We start from the raw sequence: 21,310 nt of genomic DNA on the forward strand, positions 1-21,310 counted from the left end.
GATCACCGGTCCATTCAGGCACTACCGTCGATCGAGTGTCCACAACACCTGGAACTACGTCGCAGGCGCGTATCGACGACCCCGGAGTGAAGTCCGGGGCGCCACTCGCGGCGGTAATCGGACTGCTCGGTGCCGTCGGAGTGGCAGCCAGTCCCGTCGTCGGAGTCGGGAGTGGCCGCGGGGTCGACACGACGGGGGCTCTTGCTTTCGCCGCTCTCTTCGCTGCCGTCTGCACGATCGTCGTGCCGCTGGTTGCGGTGCTCACCTCGGGGCGCAGGCCCGCCTTCGCAGGTGGACTCCTGGCAGGTATCGGCGCGGTGTCCCTCGGCGCGGCGATCCTCGACGTTCAGTTGTTCGTCGACGCAATCGATGCAAACCGCTTGGACCTTTTCCGTCCGATTTCGGCGGGTTCGATCGATGCGGGTCCGGGCGCTTATCTCGCGCTCGCGGGCCACGGACTTCTTGTGGTGTCCGGTGTCCTCGGCTTCATGGTCGTCCATCGTGAATCAGAGCGGGACGGATACGGCAGCGCTCGCGCCGCGGAATTCGACGGGCGATCGGTTGGCGGGCGGACCGGTGGGTGGCCGACAGCGCTGCTGATTCTGGCCGCGGTGGTGTTCGTGCTCTCCCTGTTCGGTCCTTCCTTCAGTTCGCAGGATCCGATCTTTCTGGTCAAACCGCTCGTCGACTCGGCGGCGGCTACCGCCGTCGGTACGGGATTGGTCGGCGTCGCGGTACTCGTTGCGGTCGCGGCGGCATTGACGTCCATCTCGCTACCGGTGGGCTGCGGCGCCCTGATCGGTGTCGGTCTCGGCGCACTCGCAGTCAGTGGAACCAGGGTGATGGCTGGGTTCGCGGCCGGCGATCGGATCGGCGTCGGTTCGGGATCGGTGGTCGGGGCACTGGCCGCCGTGGTCATCGCCGTGATCGGCGTTTCAGCTCCCTACCTCGCTTCCAGGCGTGAAAAAGATGCGATTCCCGCTGAAAGTGTGGTTCGCGCACCCGCGAAGACGACAAAGGGTGCGCTGAAAGCGGCGATGGTGGCTCAGTCCCGGGCGGCGCAAGCGCGGGTGAACAGACTTCACCGCGTTGCCGGTATCGGCGCAGTTGTCACCGCAGCAGTGGCAGCCCTGGGGGTGGCACTTCCGGTCCTGTCGTTGCCGGAGAACATCCCCGAACCGTCCATGCTTTCGTCTCGAGTTGTCCTGCTTGCGGCTGCTGTACTGCTGGTCGCCGGTCTGGGCCTGTTCGCCCCGGGCCGCGCCGCGGTGGTGCGGCCGGCCGTCGGCGTGTTGTGGACCACGGTCGTGATGGGAGTCGCCGCTGTCATGCAGTCGGCTGTCATCGCCACGGACGTGCCGGGTGTCGGGTTGGGGGCCGGTGCCTTCGTGCTCTGCGGCGCGGCTTTCCTCGCTGCGGCGACGGGACTGCTCGTCTGGCTGGCGGGAAGCGCCGAGCGTGAGGATGTCGACACGTCGGTAGGTGGCGGTTCGCGAGGGCTGGTGCTTCTCGTCGGTGGGATCGGCGCCGTCGCTGTCCTGATCGGAACCGCGCTTCCCCTCTATCAGGGCGACGCCTATACGGCGGCCTCAGTTCTGGAGTGGCCGTGGGGAATTGACGTCTGGGGTCAACTGCTCGTCGGCGTCACCGTCGTGATCGCCGCTGTGATCGCAGCGTCCGCGCGGCCGTCGCGGGGCGCGGCATTGCTGATCGGATCTGCCGTGGCAGCTCTGGTGTACGTCGGTGAGTGGCCACTCACGTCATCGCGCATATCGGACGCAACCGTGGGGGTGGGTGCGATCACAGCGGCCACGGGCATAGTGTTGCTTCTCGTTGCAGCGTTCTCGAGCGCAAGAATCAGTGAGACTGATGCTTGACAAATTCGGTGTGGCCACCTTGCCGAATCGGTGAGGCATGCCTCATCGAGCAATTGCGCGTGACTTGGGCCACATAGCATCAATGCGGGCGCAAACCGAACGCGGCAACTGGTTAAAGTCCAGAACAGACCCGCTCCTACCCCTCGAGCGGGTGACAACGCAGACGAGACGGTGAGCAGATGGATCTCTTCGAATACCAGGCGAAGGAACTCTTCGCCAAGCACGGAGTGCCGACTTCGGCTGGACGTGTTACAGACACAGTCGCCGGCGCACGCGAGATTGCCGAAGAAATCGGTAAGCCCGTGATGGTGAAGGCACAGGTCAAGGTAGGCGGCCGCGGCAAGGCCGGTGGCGTCAAGTACTCGCCCGACGTGGATGCCGCAGTGGCAAACGCCGAGGCAATCCTGGGCCTGGACATCAAGGGCCATGTCGTCAAGAAGCTGCTGGTCGCAGAGGCAAGTGACATTGCCGAGGAGTACTACATCTCCTTCCTGCTCGACCGCACCAACCGCACCTACCTGGCCATGTGCTCGGTAGAGGGTGGCGTCGAGATCGAGGTCACCGCCGAGGAGAACCCCGACGCTCTCGCCAAGATCCCCGTCGACGCAGTCAAGGGCGTCGACCTCGCGTTCGCGCGCAGCATCGCCGAGGCAGGAAAGCTGCCCGCAGAGGTGCTCGACGCAGCGGCCGTGACGATCCAGAAGCTGTGGGAGGTCTTCATCGGCGAAGACGCACTCCTCGTCGAGGTCAACCCCCTCGTTCGTACGCCTGACGATCAGATCCTCGCCCTCGACGGCAAGGTCACCCTCGACGAGAACGCAGCGTTCCGTCAGCCCGGCCACGAGGTATTCGAGGATCGCGACGCTACCGATCCCCTCGAGCTCAAGGCCAAGGAAAACGACCTCAACTACGTCAAGCTCGACGGTGAGGTCGGAATCATCGGCAACGGCGCAGGCCTGGTCATGTCCACGCTGGACGTCGTCGCATACGCCGGCGAGAACCACGGTGGCGTCAAGCCCGCCAACTTCCTCGACATCGGCGGCGGAGCTTCCGCTGCAGTCATGGCTGCCGGCCTGGATGTCATCCTCAACGATGCACAGGTCAAGAGCGTGTTCGTCAACGTCTTCGGCGGCATCACCGCGTGTGACGCAGTTGCCAACGGCATCGTCGGCGCACTGAAGACCCTGGGTGACGAGGCCAACAAGCCGCTCGTCGTTCGCCTGGACGGAAACAACGTCGAAGAGGGTCGTCGCATCCTCGCCGAGGCCAACCACCCGCTGGTCACGGTCGTCGCAACCATGGACGAGGCCGCCGACAAGGCCGCCGAACTCGCTCACGCAGCGAAGTAAGGGACTCACAGAACAATGGCAATCTTCCTCACCAAGGATTCAAAGGTCATCGTCCAGGGCATCACCGGCGGCGAGGGCACCAAGCACACCGCTCTGATGCTCAAGGCCGGCACCCAGGTCGTCGGCGGCGTCAACGCTCGCAAGGCCGGCACCACGGTCTCGCACGTTGCAGCTGACGGTTCCCCTGTCGAGCTCCCCGTCTTCGCGACGGTCGAAGAGGCAATCAAGGAGACCGGCGCAGACGTCTCCATCGCATTCGTTCCCCCGGCCTTCTCGAAGGACGCCATCGTCGAGGCCATCGACGCGGAGATCCCGCTCCTCGTGGTCATCACCGAGGGCATCCCGGTTCAGGACTCCGCTTACGCTTGGGCGTACAACGAGTCCAAGGGCAAGAAGACCCGCATCATCGGACCGAACTGCCCCGGCATCATCACCCCGGGTGAGGCTCTCGTCGGCATCACGCCCGCCAACATTGCAGGCACCGGCCCCATCGGCCTGGTCTCCAAGTCGGGCACCCTGACCTACCAGATGATGTACGAACTCCGTGACTTCGGCTTCTCCACCGCCATCGGCATCGGCGGCGACCCGGTCATCGGAACCACCCACATCGACGCCATCGAGGCGTTCGAGAAGGATCCCGAGACCAAGGTCATCGTGATGATCGGTGAAATCGGTGGCGACGCCGAAGAGCGTGCAGCCGATTACATCAAGGCCAACGTCACCAAGCCGGTCGTCGGCTACGTGGCAGGCTTCACCGCTCCCGAAGGCAAGACCATGGGCCACGCCGGTGCCATCGTCTCCGGTTCCTCGGGAACTGCTCAGGCAAAGCAGGAAGCTCTCGAAGCTGCAGGCGTGAAGGTCGGCAAGACGCCGTCCGCTACCGCTGCTCTCGCTCGCGAGATTCTTCAGTCCCTGTAAGGGGCTTCGCCCCCGTGCGTGGTTAGGGAGTCTCCGGACTCCTTAACCACGCACAGTGGTATCGACCCACATCGACCCGGCAGGTTCCAACTGCCCGGCACCGGATGTGATGGATGCGACGATCGAATCGAGATCGTCGGCGTCACCGGCGGCGAGCGTCATCACCGCCTTCGATCCATACGTAGTTCCGAGCACCGAGACGCCCCGCGCTCTCAGCTCCGCTTCCACCCGACCGGCCTCTGAGTGCCGGATCGCCAAAGTGCGCAGGACCTTTCTCTCCCTGGCCACAAGCTCGGCCGAATCGAGAGCCACCGAGACCGCTCCCGAATACGCGCGGACCAATCCACCGGCGCCGAGCTTGATTCCGCCGAAATAGCGCGTGACGACAACAATCACATCGACCAGATCTCGAGACTTGAGAACTTGAAGCATCGGCACCCCGGCAGTGCCGCCCGGTTCACCGTCGTCGTGTGCACGCTCGACGCGTGAGTTCGCCTCGTATCCGATCACGAAAGCCGAACAATGATGGCGCGCATCGGGATACAGCGATTTCTGCTCCGCGACGAACTCCGTGGCGGCTTCGGCGTCGTCTACCCGGTGAAGCGCGGCGATGAATCGTGAGTGCTTCACCTCGGTTTCGACGACGTGGTCGGCGCCGGGCGCGAGGGTGAAGGGCATCTGCCCATTGTCTCCTGTCGGTGTTAGCGTGCGAAGTCGAGACACATACGCTGGTAACCATCGAAGACCGTCTACGAGGAGAAGTCATGACGTTCACGCCGCAAGGGCCCAGCTTCGGGCCACCGAATCAGCCGGCAGCGGGCGGTGGAACCAAGAATCTCGGATTCATCCTGCTCATCGCCGTCGCGGCACTCGGCCTGATCAATTTCCTGCTCGGTTTTGCGCCCTTCACGTCGATCAGTGGAAGCAGCAGCGGCATCGGTAGCGGCCTGGATACCAGTTCGAGTTTCTTCGAATCGAGCATCTACGGCCTCGGATTCGTTTTCGCCGGCGGTGTGGTCGCAGGCGTCTCGCTGCTCCCGAAGCAGTCGTATGCAGGCATTGCCGCAGCGCTCACCCTCACGGGTTTCTTCGCTTTGGTGTTCGCCGCGTTCTCCGTCGGTACCAGCGACTACGTCGACATCAGCCTCGGTTGGGGCCTGATCATCGTGCTGATCCTCTCGTTCGTGCAGACCGTCGTCGCAGTCGCCGCGTTGTTGTTCGAGATCGGAATCCTGAAGGCGCCCGCGCCCCGACCGGTAGCTCAGCAGTACGGTCAGCAGCAGCCTTACGGCCAGGCGCCGGGGCAGGCGCCAGGTCAGCCACAGGGATACGGACAGGCTCAGTACGGCCAGCCTCAGCAGGCTCAGCAGCCGGGCCAGTACCAGCAGAATCCGCAGTACGGGCAGGCGCAGCAGCAGGGATACGGGGGAGCGCACGCCGCCCCCACAGACCCGACCGCTTCGCAGCCTTACGGCCAGACTGCGCCTCCATACGGTCAGAACCCTGTGCAGAATCCCGGACAGACCGACTCGTCGGCCGCGACGACGTCGTCTTACTATCCGCTGACCTCTCAGCCCGGTGGCCAGCCGAACCCGAGTTACTCGTCGGATCAGTTCACCGCTCCACGCGGTTACGGCCAGCCGTACAACCAGCAGCAGACTGGCTCGACCGAGCAGCCGACGGGCTTCGAGCCGCCCACTTTCGAAGCGCCGACGCCGTCTGCGGAACCTGACCAGGGCAGCAGCGATTCCGCGGCCGAGACCAAGGTCTTCGGCTCGCAGAACCCCGACGAGCGTCAGCAGTAGTACTTCTTCGTTTCACGAACATGAATGTGGCCTCCGACCCGCTGCGGGTGGAGGCCACATTCCGTGAGCCCGACGGCGCGCCTGAGTGCGCGGCGCACTGTCGAGTGAAACCCTCGAGGGGATGAGTTCTTTGATTGATGGCACCCGGTCCCGTCCCACGTCCTCACGACCCGGACGTGGTCGTACTGGCAGCGGCCGCGTCGGCGGCGGTCGCCCGGGACCGAACCCGGACCTGGCGCGCAAGCTGCTGACCGTCGCCTTCCGACCGTCGGGCCTGACGATGCTGCTGATCGCGGCTGTCGTCGTGGTCACTTTGGTATCGGCGAGCAGCGATCTGACCGGAACCTTCGGCGCCATTGCCACCACCTGGTTGGTCATCCACCAGGTGCCGGCGACTATCAGCGGCGTCCAACTCGGTGTACTGCCACTGCTTCCAACGGCGGTCATGATGTGGGTGGTCGCACGCCGATGCGCGTCGACTGCGGTGCACACCGACTCCCGTGACGACACCCTCCGCCTGGTGGGGGCGGCAGTAGCCGGGCCGTTGACTATCACGGCAATCGCTCTCGCCGTTGTCGCCGACGCCTCCGCGGCAATTCCGCTGTCGAGCCCCAACACGTTGGCCGCTTTCGGCTGGGTCGCCGGGATTCACCTGATCGCCGCGTCCGTCGGTGTTGCTGCTGCGCACTGGGATCGCGTCGTCGCCGAGATTCCGCCGTGGGCATCTGCCGCTGTTCGTCCGGCCGCGGCCGCGTCGGCAGCGCTGCTGGCTGCGGGCGCCGTGGCCGTCGTGGTGTCACTACTCGTGTCGTGGTCGACGGTCGGTGACCTACTCGCACGCGGCAACGGGTTTGTCGGCGTACTGGGATTGACGGTGTTGTCGCTGCTCTATCTGCCGAACCTCGTGGTCGGTGCAGCCGCGGTGATGACGGGATCGACGGCCGATTTCGGAAACGTCTCCATCAGCGTGTTCGGCAACATCGGTGGAGATCTGCCACCCTTGCCCCTTCTCGGAGCGGTTCCGGAAGGCGTCGCCGGCGGAATCTGGCCGGTGCTGTTGATCGTTCCGGCTGCGGTGGGTGTGATGCTCGGCCGTGATTGCGCTCGACGCATCGCCGGGCAGGACAGTGTGCTCGCAGTGCTGACGGCAGCTGCCGGTGCCGGCGTCGTCATGGCTCTGCTTGCCCTTGCTGCGGGGGGAGACCTCGGGCAGTTCGGCACCGTCGAGGTCCTGTGGTGGGGCTTCGGTCTTCTAACTTTTGCGTGGCTGGGATTGTTCGGAACCGTCTCGGCGCTGTTCGCGATGTGGTTCTCACACCGCGGACACATGAAGGACGAGGTTGCGCCGCCGACGGCTGAACCGGCTCGAGAATCCGAGCCCGAACTTGCGATCACGGCCGCGGCCACAACGGATGGCGAGGACGACGAAAACGCCGACGAAGTGCTCGCCCAGGAATCTGCGGTGGTAGTGACCAAGGTCGTCGAAGCCGAAATTGTCGAAGAATCAGGCGAACCCGTGCAGGTAGTGACAGAGGAAACCGTCGAGATCGAAGTAGTCGACGCGGAGGTTGTCGCGGCACCCGAGGCGGACCCCACAGCCGGGGCCGAGCCGGAGACCGACCTGCCCTCGAAGCCGCAGGAGTCCAGCGACTAGGCTGTCATGCGGCCGATACTCCGGCCGCATCATCTTCCAGTTCTCAGGAGTAGTGCGCTGACTGCCTCGGCCGACAATCCGCAGCCGACAATGCCCGACAGGGTCCAATTTCGCGACTCTGTCGCGCGGGTAGTCGTACTCGCTTCCGGCGCGGGAACCCTGCTGACTTCGCTGATCGACGCTTCGCATGCCGAGGGATACCCCGCCGAGATCGTTGCCGTCGGTGTAGATCGTGACTGCCTCGCCGCCGAGCACGCTGCGGATTCGAAGATCCCGTCCTTCAAGGTCTCGATCAAGACCTACGAAAATCGTGCCGCCTGGGACGAGGCGCTGACAGCAGCAGTGGCCGAGTACGAACCCGATCTCGTGGTCAGTGCAGGCTTCATGAAAATCCTCGGCCCCAGCTTTCTCGAGCGTTTCGGCGGCCGAATCATCAACACTCATCCCGCGTTGCTGCCTGCCTTTCCCGGCGCGCACGCGGTTCCCGACGCTCTGGCGTACGGCGTGAAGGTCACCGGTTCCACGGTGCATCTCGTCGACGGCGGAGTTGATACCGGGCCGATCTTGGCGCAGGAAGCTGTGCCGGTGCATGACGACGACACCGAGTCTTCGTTGCATGAACGCATCAAAATTGTGGAGCGACGGTTGTTGGCGGACGTCATCGCCGCTGTTGCTACGCGCGGAGTGGTTTCCGATGGACGAAAGGCCGTGATCCCCAGTGAGTGAACGCAAGGCTGTGCGCCGTGCACTTGTCAGCGTCTACGACAAGAGTGGTCTGATCGAGCTGGCCACGGGCCTGCACGAGGCCGGTGTCGAGTTGGTCTCGACCGGTTCGACCGCGTCGAAGATCGCCGACGCCGGAATCCCCGTGACCCCGGTCGAGGCTCTGACCGGATTCCCGGAATGCCTCGAAGGCCGTGTGAAGACGCTGCATCCGCGCGTCCACGCCGGCGTTCTCGCCGATACCCGCAAGCCGGATCACCTCGCTCAGCTCGAGGAACTCGGCATCGCGACCTTCGAATTGGTGGTCGTGAACCTGTACCCCTTCACCGAGACGGTTGCCTCGGGCGCTAGCCCGGACGAGTGCGTCGAGCAGATCGACATCGGCGGCCCGTCGATGGTGCGTGCTGCAGCCAAGAACCATCCGTCGGTTGCCGTCGTGGTCGATCCGGCTCGGTACGCCGACGTCCTGACTGCCGTTGCCGGTGGCGGATTCACCTTGCGTGAGCGCACTGTGCTTGCGGCGCAGGCTTTCCAGCACACTGCGTCGTACGACGTCGCGGTTGCGAGCTGGATGACGAGCACGATCGCAGCTGACGAGGACGGTTCGCTGTTCCCGGCCTGGGTCGGTGCGACCTGGAACCGCAGCGCTGTTCTTCGCTACGGCGAGAACCCGCACCAGGACGCCGCGCTGTACGAAAACCCGGCTGCGCCTGCAGGTTTGGCTCAGGCGGAGCAGTTGCACGGCAAGGAGATGTCGTACAACAACTACACGGACTCCGACGCAGCGTGGCGCGCAGCGTACGACTTCACTGATCCGGCCGTCGCAATCATCAAGCACGCCAACCCGTGTGGCATCGCCATCGGCACCGACATCGCCGACGCCCACCGCAAGGCGCATGCATGCGATCCGGTCAGTGCTTTCGGTGGTGTGATCGCTGCCAACCGCGAGGTCACCGTCGAACTGGCCGAGCAGATCGCCGACATCTTCACCGAGGTCGTCATCGCGCCCTCGTACGAAGACGGAGCTGTCGAGGTTCTGCAGCGTAAGAAGAACATTCGTGTTCTGAAGGCAGCCGCTCCGACAGCTACCGGAATCGAACTGCGTCCGATCTCCGGCGGTACCTTGCTCCAGCAGCGCGACGTCCTGGACGCCGACGGCGACAACCCGGCCAACTGGACTCTCGCCAACGGTGAGGCCGCCGATGCCGAGACTCTCGCAGACCTCGAATTTGCTTGGCGCGCCAGCCGTTCGGTGAAGTCAAACGCGATCCTGCTGGCCTCCGGCGGCGCGTCCGTCGGCGTCGGTATGGGCCAGGTCAACCGCGTCGACGCAGCGCATCTTGCTGTTCAGCGAGCCGGTGACCGCGTCGTAGGTTCGGTTGCAGCTTCGGACGCGTTCTTCCCGTTCCCTGACGGTCTGCAGGTGCTGCTCAACGCCGGCGTCAAGGCTGTTGTGCAGCCGGGTGGTTCGGTTCGCGACAACGAAGTGATTGCCGCAGCCAAGGAAGCCGGTGTCACTCTCTATCTGACCGGTGCGCGCCACTTCGCGCACTGACTCCTACGTCGGTAGCGGGCCTCGACTCCTCAACGGGAGTTCGGGGCCCGTTCTGCATTCAGGCCGCCCGGGTCTTTCAGGCGGCGCTGCTGTGGGTGCCCTGGAGTTCGCGCGGTGAGCCGGTGATGACGACGCGTGAGGCTCCGCGACTGCGGATCTCGCTGATCAATGCGCCGAGGGTAGCTTCGTGGGCCGCATCGGAGTGTGAAAGATCCAGGGTGACGGCGTATCCGGTGAGGTCACCGGGCAGATCGACATACGGCGGCGCGATGGACAGTTGGTTGACTCGAAGTTTCATGTGGTGCTCCTGCGTGTGAAAGGTAAAAGAAAAGGCACCCGAGGCGTTTGCCCTGGGTGCCCGAGAACGAATCCGGTGAAACTGGGGATCATTCTCGGGGTACACCGCGCTTGTTGCCCATGTGCTTGGCCGACATTGCGACCGAAAAAATGTGCTTGTCTGCGGTGCAGCTGCGCCACGAAGGTACGGATACGACGTGCGGGTGTAGCGACATGATGTCCGTTCCTTTCTGTGTGGCGTTGCTGGTTAATGGATGACCGTACAGCACGGATCGAGGGTTCGCACCAATAAAAAGCGCCGCGAACTTAAACTCCGGGTGACTTCTGTCCCCAGGTTCGCCGGATTGAAAGAGTCTCCATTGCAGGTCAGGCGTAGAAAGCAGAATTCCCTCCGCGATGGTTCGCGGAGGGAACTTTCTACCTGAAAAAGAGGACGTTCGGTCTGTACGTGATCAGGAGAACGAACGGACCCACGCTGTGAAGGGCTCCGAGAACTCTGCCGAGTACGGAAGCGGCGCGACGTAGTCGGCGCCGGTGGACTGTTCGTCGCCGATGTCCTTGAGTACGAAGTTGGCGTTGCGCATCCGCACGGAAGTCAGCGCTGTATGTGAGAGCGCGGCGTCGAGTGCCGCGACATCGGCGGGAATGACTTGGATGTCCTTGTCCGAGCAGCTCGTGAGAACGGGCATGCCCGCCGGTAGCGCCGCCACGAGCGCAACCGGGTCCAATGCGTCTTCCTCGGCGAGTGCCTTGGCGTTGGCGTGTACGAGTCCCGCATTCTGCAGCGGCTCGGGCAGGTCATCCGGAACAGTGCCCTCGGATCGCAGCGACTCGACGGCATCGGCGAGCGCGACGCGCAGTTCGTCAGCCAGTTCGACCGGCAACTGACCGGCGCCGACGACCGCATCGAGCTGGCGGTGAATCTGCGTCGTGAGTAGATCGAGAAGTCTGACGCTCAGTGGCTCGAGCAGTGCGAGGGCACTGACTCTGGCGCCCTCCTTCGCGGTGGCGAGAGCCAGTGCGACTACGGCGCCGTCGCTGTGTCCGACCACGAACAAGCGCTCGGGATCGACACCGGGTTGCCCGGCGAGGTAGTCCAGTCCGTCGGAGGCGGCGTCGACAAAAGTGTTGAAGCCGAGATCGGCGATGTCCTCGATGTCGTAGTCGCCGAGGGCGGTTTCGCCACTGCCGAGCTTGTCGTAACGCAGGCTTGAAATCCCTTGTTTTTCAAGAAGATCCGCGATGAACCGCAGAGTTCCGATGTCGCCTTCGAGGAGGGCGCTGTCGCCGTTGCGATCGGTGGGGCCGCTGCCGGCCAGAATCAGCGCGGCCGGGGCAGGGGCGTCGGGTGAGGCGGCCAGGCGAAGACTCCCGTACAGGGTGACGTCGCCGGATTGGAACGAGATCTCGGTGTCGGACATGACGACTTGTCTACCAGGTCGGTGCGGTCAGGCGGTGCGCAGACTCCGGACACGACGCCAGCCACGCCAGCTGAACCACAAGAGCGCGGCGAGCAGGGGAATGATCAGGAGCGGCAAGATCATCGCGATCAAGGAAGTGAAGAAAGTCAGCACATCCTCGATGACGGAAACGACGGGATTTGCCAGCCCACCGGTAGTGGCCGTACTGACCGCGCGAGTGCCGGTCTGCGCGGCGCTGAACGTCAACGCCGTCGGCGCTCCGACGATGATGCCCGCCAACGCGGCCATCGCAGGGTCGAGATGACTGAATGCCGCCCAGGCGGCGATCACTCCGGCGATCGGCCCCGTGACGTTCCCGATCACCGAGAGTGCGTTGTCCACGAACGGAATGAGGTCGGCACCCAGTTCGACCACCGCGGCGATTGCCAATGCCACCAGCGCGCCGGTCGATCCGATCCACCGCATCGACTCGCCGACGGTGATCCCGAACAGTTCGAAGTGGACGGCAGCGCTGAGCATCAGCAGGGGCAGGAAGGTTCGCATTCCGGACGCTGCGGCGAGTCCGAGGCCGAGCATGGCCGGCAACACCCAGGTATCCATGGGTGGAGTTTAGGTCTACTGTGCGCCTTTATTAACCGCCGGCGGTTAATAAAGGCGCACAGCAAAGTCTCGGAAAGGACCTTTCATGGCGACAAACCCGCAGCCGATGTTCTTCCTCAACCTGCCCGTCAAGGACCTCGGCAAGGCCACCACCTTCTACGAGGGCCTCGGATACTCCAAGAACACGCAGTTCTCCGACGAGAATGCGTCGTCGATGGTCATCAGTGACACCATCGTTGTGATGCTGTTGGCCGAGCCCTTCTTCAAGACCTTCACCACCAAGGGCATCGCCGACACCTCGACGTCGACGGAAGCGCTGCTCGGTCTCTCGGCCGAGACCCGTGAGGCCGTCGACGCCCTCGTCGACAAGGCGCTCGAGACCGGCGGTTCCGAAGGTAACGCGACGCAGGATCACGGCTTCATGTACAGCCGCAGCTTCCAGGATCCCGACGGCCACATCTGGGAAATCATCTGGATGAATCCCGAGAACATCGAGGGCTGAGCGACCGAACTTCCTCGGCGAGAGGCGAAACCCCGCAAACACTCGTAGCGTGGAGTGGTGACTGTCGCAAAAACCCTCGGAGAGCTACGCGCCTCCGGACACGTACAGCGAAGTGTCAAGGAAGAACTACGAGAGAATCTTCTCGCCGCGTTGCGGGACGGCCGTGACCCCTGGCCCGGGATAGTCGGGTTCGAGGACACGGTCGCCCCGCAACTCGAGCGGGCGCTGATCGCCGGCCACGACGTGGTTCTGCTCGGCGAACGAGGTCAGGGAAAGACGAGGTTGCTTCGCACTCTCGGGCTCCTGCTCGACGAGTGGACGCCCGTCATCGAAGGCTCGGAACTGGGGGAGCACCCGTACGAGCCGATCACCCCGGCTTCGATACGTCGAGCCAAGGAACTGGGCGACGACCTCCCGATCGCCTGGCGCCACCGCAGCGAGCGGTACTCCGAGAAGTTGGCGACGCCGGATACCTCGGTCGCCGACCTGATCGGCGACGTCGATCCGGTCAAGGTTGCCGAAGGCCGGAGCCTCGGCGATCCGGAGACCATTCACTTCGGCCTCGTGCCTCGCGCGCATCGCGGAATCGTGGCCATCAACGAGCTCCCCGACCTCGCCGAACGCATCCAGGTCTCTTTGCTCAACGTGATGGAAGAGCGGGACATCCAGGTCCGCGGGTACACGCTTCGGCTTCCGTTGGACGTTCTTCTGGTCGCGAGCGCCAACCCCGAGGACTACACCAACCGCGGGCGCATCATCACACCACTCAAGGACCGCTTTGGCGCCGAGATCCGCACTCACTACCCCGTCGAGCTGGCGGGCGAGATCGCGGTGATCGAGCAGGAGGCGCACCTGGCCGCGGAGGTGCCCGACTACCTTCTCGAAATTCTTGCCAGATTCACGCGCTTGCTACGCGAATCCACCTCGGTGGACCAGCGATCGGGTGTGTCGGCACGCTTTGCCGTCGCCGGCGCGGAAACCGTCAGTGCCGCCGCGGTACGACGGGCAGCGGTGCTCGGCGAAGCCGATCCTGTTGCACGGCCCGTCGATCTCGAGTCCGTGGTCGAGGTTCTTCGCGGCAAGGTCGAGTTCGAATCCGGTGAAGAGGGACGGGAACTGGAGGTGCTCGAGCACCTGCTGCGTCGCGCGACCGCCGATACGGTTCGGGTACGTCTCGGCGGGATCGACCTGGGGATGCTGGTTGCTGCGGTGGAGATGGGCAACACGATCGTCACCGGTGAATCTGTCACGGCCAAGGCATTTCTCGACGAGCTTCCGGACCTCGAGGTCCTGGACGAAGTAGCCGAACGTCTCGGTGCGCAATCCGACGGCGAGCGTGCCGCCGGTGCCGAACTTGCCCTCGAAGGGCTTTACCTCGCGCGCCGGATCTCCAAAGATCAAGGCCCGGGCGGCCGCTCGGTATATTCGTAAGGGGCAGTGATGATCCACAATCCGCGGTACGGGCCTTACGACGGTGGTCCCGATCCGCTCGCGCCTCCCGTGGATCTGCGCGAGGCCCTGGCAGCAATCGGCGACGACGTGTTGTCGGGCACGTCGCCGCGCCATGCCCTCCGAGAGCTCCTGCGCCGAGGCAACCGGGACATGCGCGGGCTCGACGACCTTGCTGCCCAGGCGAACCGGCGCCGACGTGAGTTGCTACGCCGCAACAATCTCGACGGAACGCTCGACGAGGTTCGTAAGCTTCTCGACAAGGCGGTGCTCGAAGAGCGCAAAGAACTGGCACGTGCTCTCGACGACGACGCACGATTCAACGAAATGCGGATCGAGGAGTTACCGCCGTCGACAGCTCAGGCCGTGCAAGATCTGGCCGACTACAACTGGCGCAGCGAACAGGCTCGCGCGGATTACGAGAAGATTCGTGATCTGCTCGGACGTGAGGTTCTCGATCAACGCTTCTCGGGAATGAAGCAGGCACTCGAGGGCGCCACCGACGAGGATCGTGAGCAGATACGCCAGATGCTGGCTGATCTGAATCAACTGCTCGACGCGCACTCTCGCGGGGTCGACACTGCGGAGCAGTTCGCGGAGTTCATGGACAAGCACGGGCAGTATTTCCCGGACAACCCGCGCAACGTCGAGGAACTTCTGGATTCTTTGGCGCAGCGCGCGGCGGCTGCACAACGATTGCGGAACTCGCTCTCGCAGGAGCAGCGTGACGAGTTGGATGCGTTGGCGCAGCAGGCATTCGGTGATCCGAGCCTGATGAGTGAGCTGAGTCAACTCGACCAGTTCCTTCAGGCGGCTCGGCCGGGTGAGGACTGGGAAGGTTCGCAACAGTTCCGCGGCGAGAACGGTATGGGTTTGGGTGAGGGGACCGGTGCCCTGCAGGACATCGCCGAGCTGGAATCCTTGGCGGATCAACTGTCGCAGCAATACGCGGGCGCGGCGCTCGACGACATCGACCCCGAGCTACTCGCGCGGCAACTCGGCGACGAAGCCGCCGCTGATGCTCGCACCCTGGCTGATCTCGAAAAGGCTTTGCAGGAACAGGGTTTCTTCGATCGTGCACCGGATGGTCAATGGCGCTTGTCGCCCAAAGCCATGCGACAGCTCGGGCAGACTGCTCTGCGCGATGTCGCCGGGCAACTGTCGTCGCGAACCGGTCAACGCGATACGCGTCGGGCCGGTGCGATGGGTGAACCGACCGGAGCGTCCCGCGAATGGGAATTCGGGGACACGGAACCGTGGGACGTCACGAGAACCATCACCAACGCCGTCCTGCGTGACCCGGGCCGAATGCCGGTGCGGCTGAGCGTCGTCGACGTCGAGGTGGCCGAAACCGAACAGCGCAGTCAGGCTGCGGTTGCTCTCCTGGTGGACACGTCGTTCTCGATGGTGATGGAAGATCGCTGGGTGCCGATGAAGCGCACCGCTCTGGCACTCAATCATCTGGTGAGTACGCGATTTCGCAGCGACGAACTCCAGTTGATCGCCTTCGGACGCCACGCGCACGTGCTGAGCCCGTCGGAGCTCGCTGGTTTGGACGGCGCGTGGGACCAGGGAACCAACCTGCACCACGCACTGTTGTTGGCGGCCAGGCATCTTCGACGCCACTCCAACGCACAGCCGGTGGTACTGATCGTCACCGACGGTGAGCCGACGGCTCATCTCGAAGCGGACGGAGAAGCCAGGTTCGACTACCCGCCGAGTGCGCGAACCCTCGGTTTGACGGTTCGAGCACTCGACGCGGTGGCCAGGCTGGGCGCCAAGGTCACGTTCTTCCGCCTCGGTGAGGATCCAGGTCTGGCCAGGGTGGTCGACCGGATGGCGCACCGGGTGGGTGGACGCGTCATCGCGCCGGACCTGGACGGCCTCGGCGCCGCGGTCGTGAGTGACTACATGCGAGGTCGCCGCTAATTCTGCCGCCGTCAGTCTTGTTCAGCGGGCTGGTGCTGGGTGATGCAGTGGATGCCGCCGCCACGTTCGAACAGCGGTCTGGCGTCGACGGTGACGACGGTGCGCCCGGGGTAGGCGGCCGCAAGGATCCGGGCCGCTTCGGCGTCGGCCGGATCGTCGAAGCTGCAGGCGATCACTCCGCGATTGACCACGAGATGGTTGATGTAGCTGTAGTCGACGAATCCCTCGTCGTCGCGCAGGATCTCGGGCGCAGGTACCCGAATGACCTTCCACGGCCGACCGCCGACGTCCGTCGAGCTTTCGAACAACTCGATGATCGTCTTGCTGACGGCGTAGTCGGGGTGCACCGGATTGCGTTGGTCATGGACGAGTACAACTCCGGGGGAAGAGATGGCAGCGACGATGTCGACGTGTCCGCGCGTTCCGTACGTCTCCTGATCGCGAGTCAATCCGCGGGGAAGCCAGATCACGTGCTTGGCGCCGATGGTGCGGGCGAGTTCGGCCTCGATGTCGGCCTTCGTCAGGTCGGGGTTTCGTCCCGGATCGAGTTGGACGGTGTCGGTGACCAAGACGGTGCCGAGACCGTCGACCGCAATACCGCCGCCCTCGTTGACGATTGGTGAGTCGATCAACTGGGCACCGGATTGTTCGACGACAAATGCGCCGATCTTCGAGTCCTTGTCCCACTGCGCCCAATCCTGTGCACCCCAGCCGTTGAACACCCAGTCGACTCCGCCGAGACGGCCTTCGTCGGACAGGACGAACGTCGGCCCGATGTCGCGCATCCACGCGTCGTTGAGAGGTGCCTCGACGATGTCGACCTTCTCGGACAGGTACTTTCGTGCTTCTTCGACTTCGGCGGGATCGACGACGACGGTGACCGGCTCGAATTCGGCGACGGCGTGGGCGACGGCCGCCCACGTCGAGCGCGCTTCGTGCTGCTCTTCCGCAGTGTCCCCGAGAGAGTATCCGGCGCTCGGGTACGCCATCCAGGTACGTTCGTGCGGCTCACTTTCCGCGGGCATGCGCCAGGTCATCGGTTGGCTCCTGCAGTGTTCACCGGTGCGGTCAGGGCCGAGTAGGTGTCGGGTCGGCGAGTGGCCAGGAACGGGAACAGCGCAAGCCAGTCTTCACGGTGCTGCAGGTCGAGATCTGCGACCAGGACGGCTGATTCGTCGCGCGGAGCCTGAACGAGGATGCGTCCGTACGGGTCCGAGATGAACGACGAACCGTAGAAGGTGATGAGACCTTCACTGCCGTGGCGATTGGGGACAACCATGAAAGTGCCGTTGGCGACACCGTTTCCGACGATCACTTGCTGCCACAGCGGTTGGGTGTCGAAGTTCGGGTGATCGGGTTCCGAGCCGATCGCCGTCGGGTACACCAGGACCTGGGCACCGGCGAGGGAGTATGCACGTGCGACCTCGGGGAACCACTCGTCCCAGCATGTCGGGAGTCCGAACTTGGCGCCGAGTGCCTCGTGAACGGGGTATGCGTCCTCGGACGGACCGCCGCGAAAGTACGTGTCCTCGTAGTACCCGGCCGTCACCGGAATGTGGAGCTTGCGGGTACGACCGAGAAGTTCACCCCCGGGCGAGACCAGGATCGCGGTGTTGAAGCCCAGGCCGTCCTCGGCCTCGCTGCGCTCGTACAACGACGCGTGAACGAGAACCTGGTTCTCCGCGGCGGCCTTGGTGGCGAAGGCGAAAGTGGGTCCGGTGAGCAGGTCTTCCGCCGCGCGTCCGGGATTGTCGCCGGCCGGGGTGGAGGCGGGGTAGCGGCTGAGCGTCAGCTCCGGAAGAAAGACCACGGAGGCGCCCAGCTTCGCTGCGGACGCAATGCCTTCGCTCAATTCAGCGTGGAGGTCGTCTTGGTCCTCGTGCCAGCGATGTTGGACGAGACCTACACGCAGAGGGGTGGACGTGGACGGCGAAGTCGCGGCCGGTGACTCGGGTGGGGTGAGGGCGGTGATCGTCAGCATGGGGTTTCCTCGGTGCTCGGGTATTCGACGTTCGACGTAAAACGAATGTGATTCGTTAAGTATGGTGGGTGAGCGCTGATTGATCAAGGACTTTCGAGGAATTGTTTTTTGCAGCGCCCCGAACGGTGTGGATCACTACAGGAGGACATATGCCGCGGCCATCGCAACGACTGCTCTCACCGGCGATCATCACCGAGGCAGCGATCGAGTCGGTGGACGAATCCGGCGACTTCACCATGCCGGGACTCGCCGCAAGACTGAAGGTTCGACCGTCCTCGCTCTACAACCACGTTTCCGGACGAGCCGAGATCGTCGAACTGATGAGGGCTCAGCTGATGGCAGGAATCGACGTCGAGTCGGCCTCGGGGACCTGGAGTGAGACCGTCGCGGCGCTGGCAGCCGAGTACCGGCGAAGCTACGCCGCGCATCCTCGTCTGATTCCGCTCTTCACGGCCCAGACGGTGCAGGCCGGTGTGGCGTTCACTCTGTACAACGCATTGGCGCAGGCATTTGACGATGGTGGCTTCGACCCGACCGAAACACTGCACGCGATCACGACCGTCGACAGTTTTGTTCTCGGTTCGGCCTTGGACCTGGCGGCGCCGGACGTCCAGTGGGCGTCGGGACCCGAAGCCAACGACGCGATGAAGGCGGCGTTGGCAACATCCGGGAAAAATCCCGAACGTGCCGACGCCGCCTTCGAATTCGGCTTGCGCGTATTGATGGCGGGCCTGATCGCTCAGGCCCCCGAACCTACTGTCTCCTAAGACACGCTGAGGTCGTTCTCGTCGCGCAGAGCCTCTGTGTCGCGGTTGAGGGTTTTGCCCTCGAAGAACTCGGGATTGCGCACTCGCATGACCATCATCAGTACCGCGCCGAGGATGAGGATTCCGAAGCCGAGGAAGAAGACCAGGCCGATTCCGCCGATGGATGCTCCGCTGGCGTTGTCCGGATTCATACTCTCCTGGACCGAAATGACGAACACCGCAAGCAGCATGAGACCACCGATGAGTGGGAACGCGAGCCGGAAGACGAAGTTTCGTACGCTCTCGAAAAGCGTCTTGCGGAAGTACCACACGCACGCGAATGCGGTGATGCCGTAGTACCAGCAGATCATGATGCCGAGTGCGGCGATCGTGTCGAGCAGAGCACTTTCGGACAGGAACGTGACGACGCTGTAGAACACTGCGGTTACCGCGCCTGCCACGACGGTCGCGTACGACGGCACCAGGAACCGAGGCGAGACCTCGGCGAGCTTCTTGGGGAAAGCTCCGTATGCACCCATGGCGAGCATGGTTCGTGCCGCGGGCAGGAACGTGGTCTGCAGGCTGGCGACTGAAGAGACGAAGACCGCGAGGAACAGAAGCATTCCGCCCCAGTTGCCCAGGACCGGGTCGGCCAGAGCGCCGAAGACGTTCTCGGAGTTGTCGGGATTGCCGAGGCCGAGGCCTTCCTCGCCGACGCCGGCGTACATCATCGCGGCAACGGCGACCAGCAGGTAGGTCAGGAGAATGGTTGCGACACAGAGCAAACCGGCGCGACCGGGGGTCTTCTTGGGGTTCTTCGACTCCTCGCCCAGCGTGAGACAGGTATCCCAGCCCCAGAACGCGAAGATCGATCCGGTGAGTCCGATGACAAACGCACCGATGGCGAGTCCGCTGAACGGGTTGAACCAACTCAGGTCGAAGGACAATCCGGCCGGGGCGTCGCCGGCGCCGACGTGAACCAGTGCAACGACGGCGAAGACGACCAGCAGCACCATCTGGAAGCCGACGAGCGCGAACTGTACGCGCTCGCTGGTGGTGATTCCCCGACTGGCAATCCAGGTGGCCAACGCGATGAACACCAGCGTGGTGCCGACGTTGACGAATTTATTGCCCGGCAGATCGGCGATGGAGGGATTGTCGGCCACCCGCGCGATGAACAGATAGAAGAAGTCGACGGCAATTGCAGCGAGGTTCGAGAGCACGATGATGGTGGCGATCACCATGCCCCAGCCGCACATCCAGCCGACGTACGGTCCGAATGCCTTGGTGGACCACGTGAATGACGCTCCGCAGTCAGGTGTGTCGGAGTTCAGTTCGCGGTACGCGTACGCGGTGAGGAACATCGGGATGAAGCCGGCGATGAAGATGGCGGGCATCTTGAGACCGACCGCGGCGACGATCAATCCGATGCTGGCCGTCAGGGTGTAACCCGGTGCCACGGAGGAGATTCCGAGCACCGCGCCGGAGATCATGCCGATCTTGCCGGTGGCGAGGCCTTTGGAACTCAGTTCGGTGCTGGTCATGACAGTGCCTCCGGCTGGGTGAATTCGTGCTTGGGCACTACGACCATGGGTACGGGCAGTACGCGCAGCATCTTGGCGGCGGTGGAGCCCAGGAACAGTTTGCGGGGCTGTGCGAGGCGACTTGAACCGACCATCACGAGGTCGCCGTCCTGCCAGTCCAGTTGACGCACTGCCGATTCCACGGTAGATCCGTCGGCAATGATGACCTCGATGGGGAACTCCGCGGGGAGCGCGGCTCTTGCGACGTCGAGTGTGTCCTGAGCGTGATTTCGTGCACGCTCCCTGGCCGACTCGGCGGTGTCGCGATGATCTCGCAGATCGTTCTGGGGGTCGAGCGCTACCAGTGAGACCAGTCGGAGCGGAACCTGCATCAGTTCGCTGGCGCGCACGGCGGTGTTCAAGACGATGTCGGCGCCGACACGGGTGCCGAGTGCACAGGTGACCTCTCGTATCGCAGTGGCCGCCGAGTGCCGCGTTCCGCGAGGCGCCAGTGCTACCGGGACGTGGGCGGAGTGAAGCAGTTCGGTCGAGACCGAACCTATCGCGTGACGGCCGAGCAAACCGTCGCCGGAAGCTCCCACCACGATCGCGAGCGCATTCAGTCGGTCCACTTCGTCGAGCAGGCCCTGAGCGAACGACTCGTGGAAGCTCAGGTGTACTTCCACCTGGATGTCCTCGGGCACCGACGCTTTCGCCTCGGCGAGCCAGTCGTGTGCACGCGCGGCGAGGATGTCGTCGTAGCCGGCTTCCGAGGGAACCTTGGCCGGCAGTGTCCGATCCGGTGGGAGGACCATGCAGATGTCGAGTTGCGCGCCGAGACTGCGCGCGAGCTGGGCCCCGAGGACCAGCCCGTCTTTACCGCTGGGCGTGGCGAGGTATCCGACGATAAGGCGCATGGTGGCTCTTTTCCGGATTGGAGGAATCTGCTGTGCGCCTTTATTAACCGCGGGGGGTTGATAA

At 64.0% G+C, this 21,310-nt stretch carries 19 protein-coding genes; 11 read left to right on the plus strand and 8 right to left on the minus strand.

The window, feature by feature from the left end:
• The first annotated feature begins 35 nt into the window (after positions 1–35).
• The 3 genes from YH3_RS19630 (at position 36) to sucD (ending at position 4,144) form a co-directional block, all read left to right on the plus strand.
• Positions 36–1,877 (plus strand): hypothetical protein, encoded by a 1,842-nt coding sequence (locus YH3_RS19630; protein ID WP_238592656.1) that lies wholly within the window; start codon positions 36–38, stop codon positions 1,875–1,877.
• A gap of 179 nt (positions 1,878–2,056) precedes the next feature.
• Positions 2,057–3,226, plus strand: coding sequence for an ADP-forming succinate--CoA ligase subunit beta (sucC, locus tag YH3_RS19635; protein ID WP_064443901.1), 1,170 nt, complete (start codon positions 2,057–2,059; stop codon positions 3,224–3,226).
• A gap of 15 nt (positions 3,227–3,241) precedes the next feature.
• Positions 3,242–4,144, plus strand: coding sequence for a succinate--CoA ligase subunit alpha (gene sucD / locus YH3_RS19640; protein WP_003946432.1), 903 nt, complete (start codon positions 3,242–3,244; stop codon positions 4,142–4,144).
• A 42-nt stretch (positions 4,145–4,186) separates the two neighbouring features.
• On the opposite strand, the gene YH3_RS19645 is transcribed toward sucD, so the two are convergent.
• Positions 4,187–4,822: a YigZ family protein gene (locus YH3_RS19645; RefSeq protein WP_003946418.1), complete on the minus strand. Its 636-nt coding sequence runs from the start codon at positions 4,820–4,822 to the stop codon at positions 4,187–4,189.
• Between the two features lie 86 nt (positions 4,823–4,908).
• On the opposite strand from YH3_RS19645, the gene YH3_RS19650 reads away from it, so the two are divergent.
• The 4 genes from YH3_RS19650 (at position 4,909) to purH (ending at position 9,881) form a co-directional block, all read left to right on the plus strand.
• A complete protein-coding gene (locus YH3_RS19650) occupies positions 4,909–5,949 on the plus strand; it encodes a DUF5336 domain-containing protein (RefSeq protein WP_030534877.1) in 1,041 nt (346 codons plus the stop codon).
• Positions 5,950–6,070: 121 nt separating this feature from the next.
• The gene (locus YH3_RS19655) at positions 6,071–7,603 is read left to right on the plus strand and encodes a DUF6350 family protein (RefSeq protein ID WP_064444234.1); all 1,533 of its coding nucleotides are present in this window, start codon (positions 6,071–6,073) and stop codon (positions 7,601–7,603) included.
• A 6-nt stretch (positions 7,604–7,609) separates the two neighbouring features.
• Entirely contained in the window at positions 7,610–8,329 is a 720-nt protein-coding gene (purN, locus tag YH3_RS19660) for a phosphoribosylglycinamide formyltransferase (protein WP_030534875.1), read from the plus strand.
• Positions 8,322–9,881, plus strand: coding sequence for a bifunctional phosphoribosylaminoimidazolecarboxamide formyltransferase/IMP cyclohydrolase (purH, locus tag YH3_RS19665; protein WP_003946407.1), 1,560 nt, complete (start codon positions 8,322–8,324; stop codon positions 9,879–9,881). The genes purN and purH overlap by 8 nt, the downstream gene beginning before the upstream one ends.
• A gap of 76 nt (positions 9,882–9,957) precedes the next feature.
• On the opposite strand, the gene YH3_RS19670 is transcribed toward purH, so the two are convergent.
• The 3 genes from YH3_RS19670 to YH3_RS19680 all read right to left on the minus strand — a co-directional run bounded on the left by YH3_RS19670 (position 9,958) and on the right by YH3_RS19680 (position 12,199).
• The gene (locus tag YH3_RS19670; protein WP_003946391.1) at positions 9,958–10,179 is read right to left on the minus strand and encodes a hypothetical protein; all 222 of its coding nucleotides are present in this window, start codon (positions 10,177–10,179) and stop codon (positions 9,958–9,960) included.
• 451 nt (positions 10,180–10,630) lie between these two features.
• Positions 10,631–11,599, minus strand: a complete 969-nt coding sequence (locus tag YH3_RS19675; RefSeq protein WP_003946348.1) for a S9 family peptidase — start codon at positions 11,597–11,599, stop codon at positions 10,631–10,633.
• Between the two features lie 27 nt (positions 11,600–11,626).
• Positions 11,627–12,199 (minus strand): DUF4126 domain-containing protein, encoded by a 573-nt coding sequence (locus tag YH3_RS19680; RefSeq protein ID WP_007727593.1) that lies wholly within the window; start codon positions 12,197–12,199, stop codon positions 11,627–11,629.
• A gap of 85 nt (positions 12,200–12,284) precedes the next feature.
• On the opposite strand from YH3_RS19680, the gene YH3_RS19685 reads away from it, so the two are divergent.
• Genes YH3_RS19685 through YH3_RS19695 form a run of 3 tightly spaced genes read left to right on the plus strand, consistent with a single transcriptional unit; the run spans position 12,285 to position 16,079 of the window.
• On the plus strand, positions 12,285–12,701 hold the full coding sequence (locus YH3_RS19685; RefSeq protein ID WP_003946398.1) for a VOC family protein: 417 nt from the start codon (positions 12,285–12,287) through the stop codon (positions 12,699–12,701).
• Between the two features lie 54 nt (positions 12,702–12,755).
• Entirely contained in the window at positions 12,756–14,132 is a 1,377-nt protein-coding gene (locus tag YH3_RS19690; RefSeq protein ID WP_102999408.1) for an ATP-binding protein, read from the plus strand.
• A gap of 9 nt (positions 14,133–14,141) precedes the next feature.
• Entirely contained in the window at positions 14,142–16,079 is a 1,938-nt protein-coding gene (locus YH3_RS19695; RefSeq protein ID WP_042921318.1) for a VWA domain-containing protein, read from the plus strand.
• An 11-nt stretch (positions 16,080–16,090) separates the two neighbouring features.
• Here YH3_RS19695 and YH3_RS19700 read toward each other — a convergent pair whose 3' ends face one another.
• A complete protein-coding gene (locus YH3_RS19700; protein WP_042921315.1) occupies positions 16,091–17,116 on the minus strand; it encodes an agmatine/peptidylarginine deiminase in 1,026 nt (341 codons plus the stop codon).
• Positions 17,113–18,060: a nitrilase-related carbon-nitrogen hydrolase gene (locus YH3_RS19705; RefSeq protein WP_064443902.1), complete on the minus strand. Its 948-nt coding sequence runs from the start codon at positions 18,058–18,060 to the stop codon at positions 17,113–17,115. The genes YH3_RS19700 and YH3_RS19705 overlap by 4 nt, the downstream gene beginning before the upstream one ends.
• 149 nt (positions 18,061–18,209) lie before the next feature.
• Between YH3_RS19705 and YH3_RS19710 the strand changes: the two genes are divergently transcribed.
• Positions 18,210–18,827 carry a TetR/AcrR family transcriptional regulator C-terminal domain-containing protein gene (locus YH3_RS19710; protein ID WP_064443903.1) on the plus strand — a complete coding sequence of 206 codons (618 nt, stop codon included), beginning with the start codon at positions 18,210–18,212 and terminating at the stop codon, positions 18,825–18,827.
• Here the strand turns inward: YH3_RS19710 and YH3_RS19715 are convergent.
• Complete coding sequence (locus tag YH3_RS19715; RefSeq protein WP_003946397.1) at positions 18,824–20,350, minus strand: APC family permease; 1,527 nt, start codon at positions 20,348–20,350, stop codon at positions 18,824–18,826. The genes YH3_RS19710 and YH3_RS19715 overlap by 4 nt on opposite strands.
• Complete coding sequence (locus YH3_RS19720) at positions 20,347–21,246, minus strand: universal stress protein (RefSeq protein ID WP_007727555.1); 900 nt, start codon at positions 21,244–21,246, stop codon at positions 20,347–20,349. Before YH3_RS19720 ends, YH3_RS19715 begins: the two co-directional genes overlap by 4 nt.
• Positions 21,247–21,310 lie beyond the last annotated feature (64 nt).

Origin of the sequence: Rhodococcus sp. YH3-3 (assembly GCF_001653035.1) — a bacterium.
GTDB lineage: Bacteria > Actinomycetota > Actinomycetes > Mycobacteriales > Mycobacteriaceae > Rhodococcus_F > Rhodococcus_F qingshengii.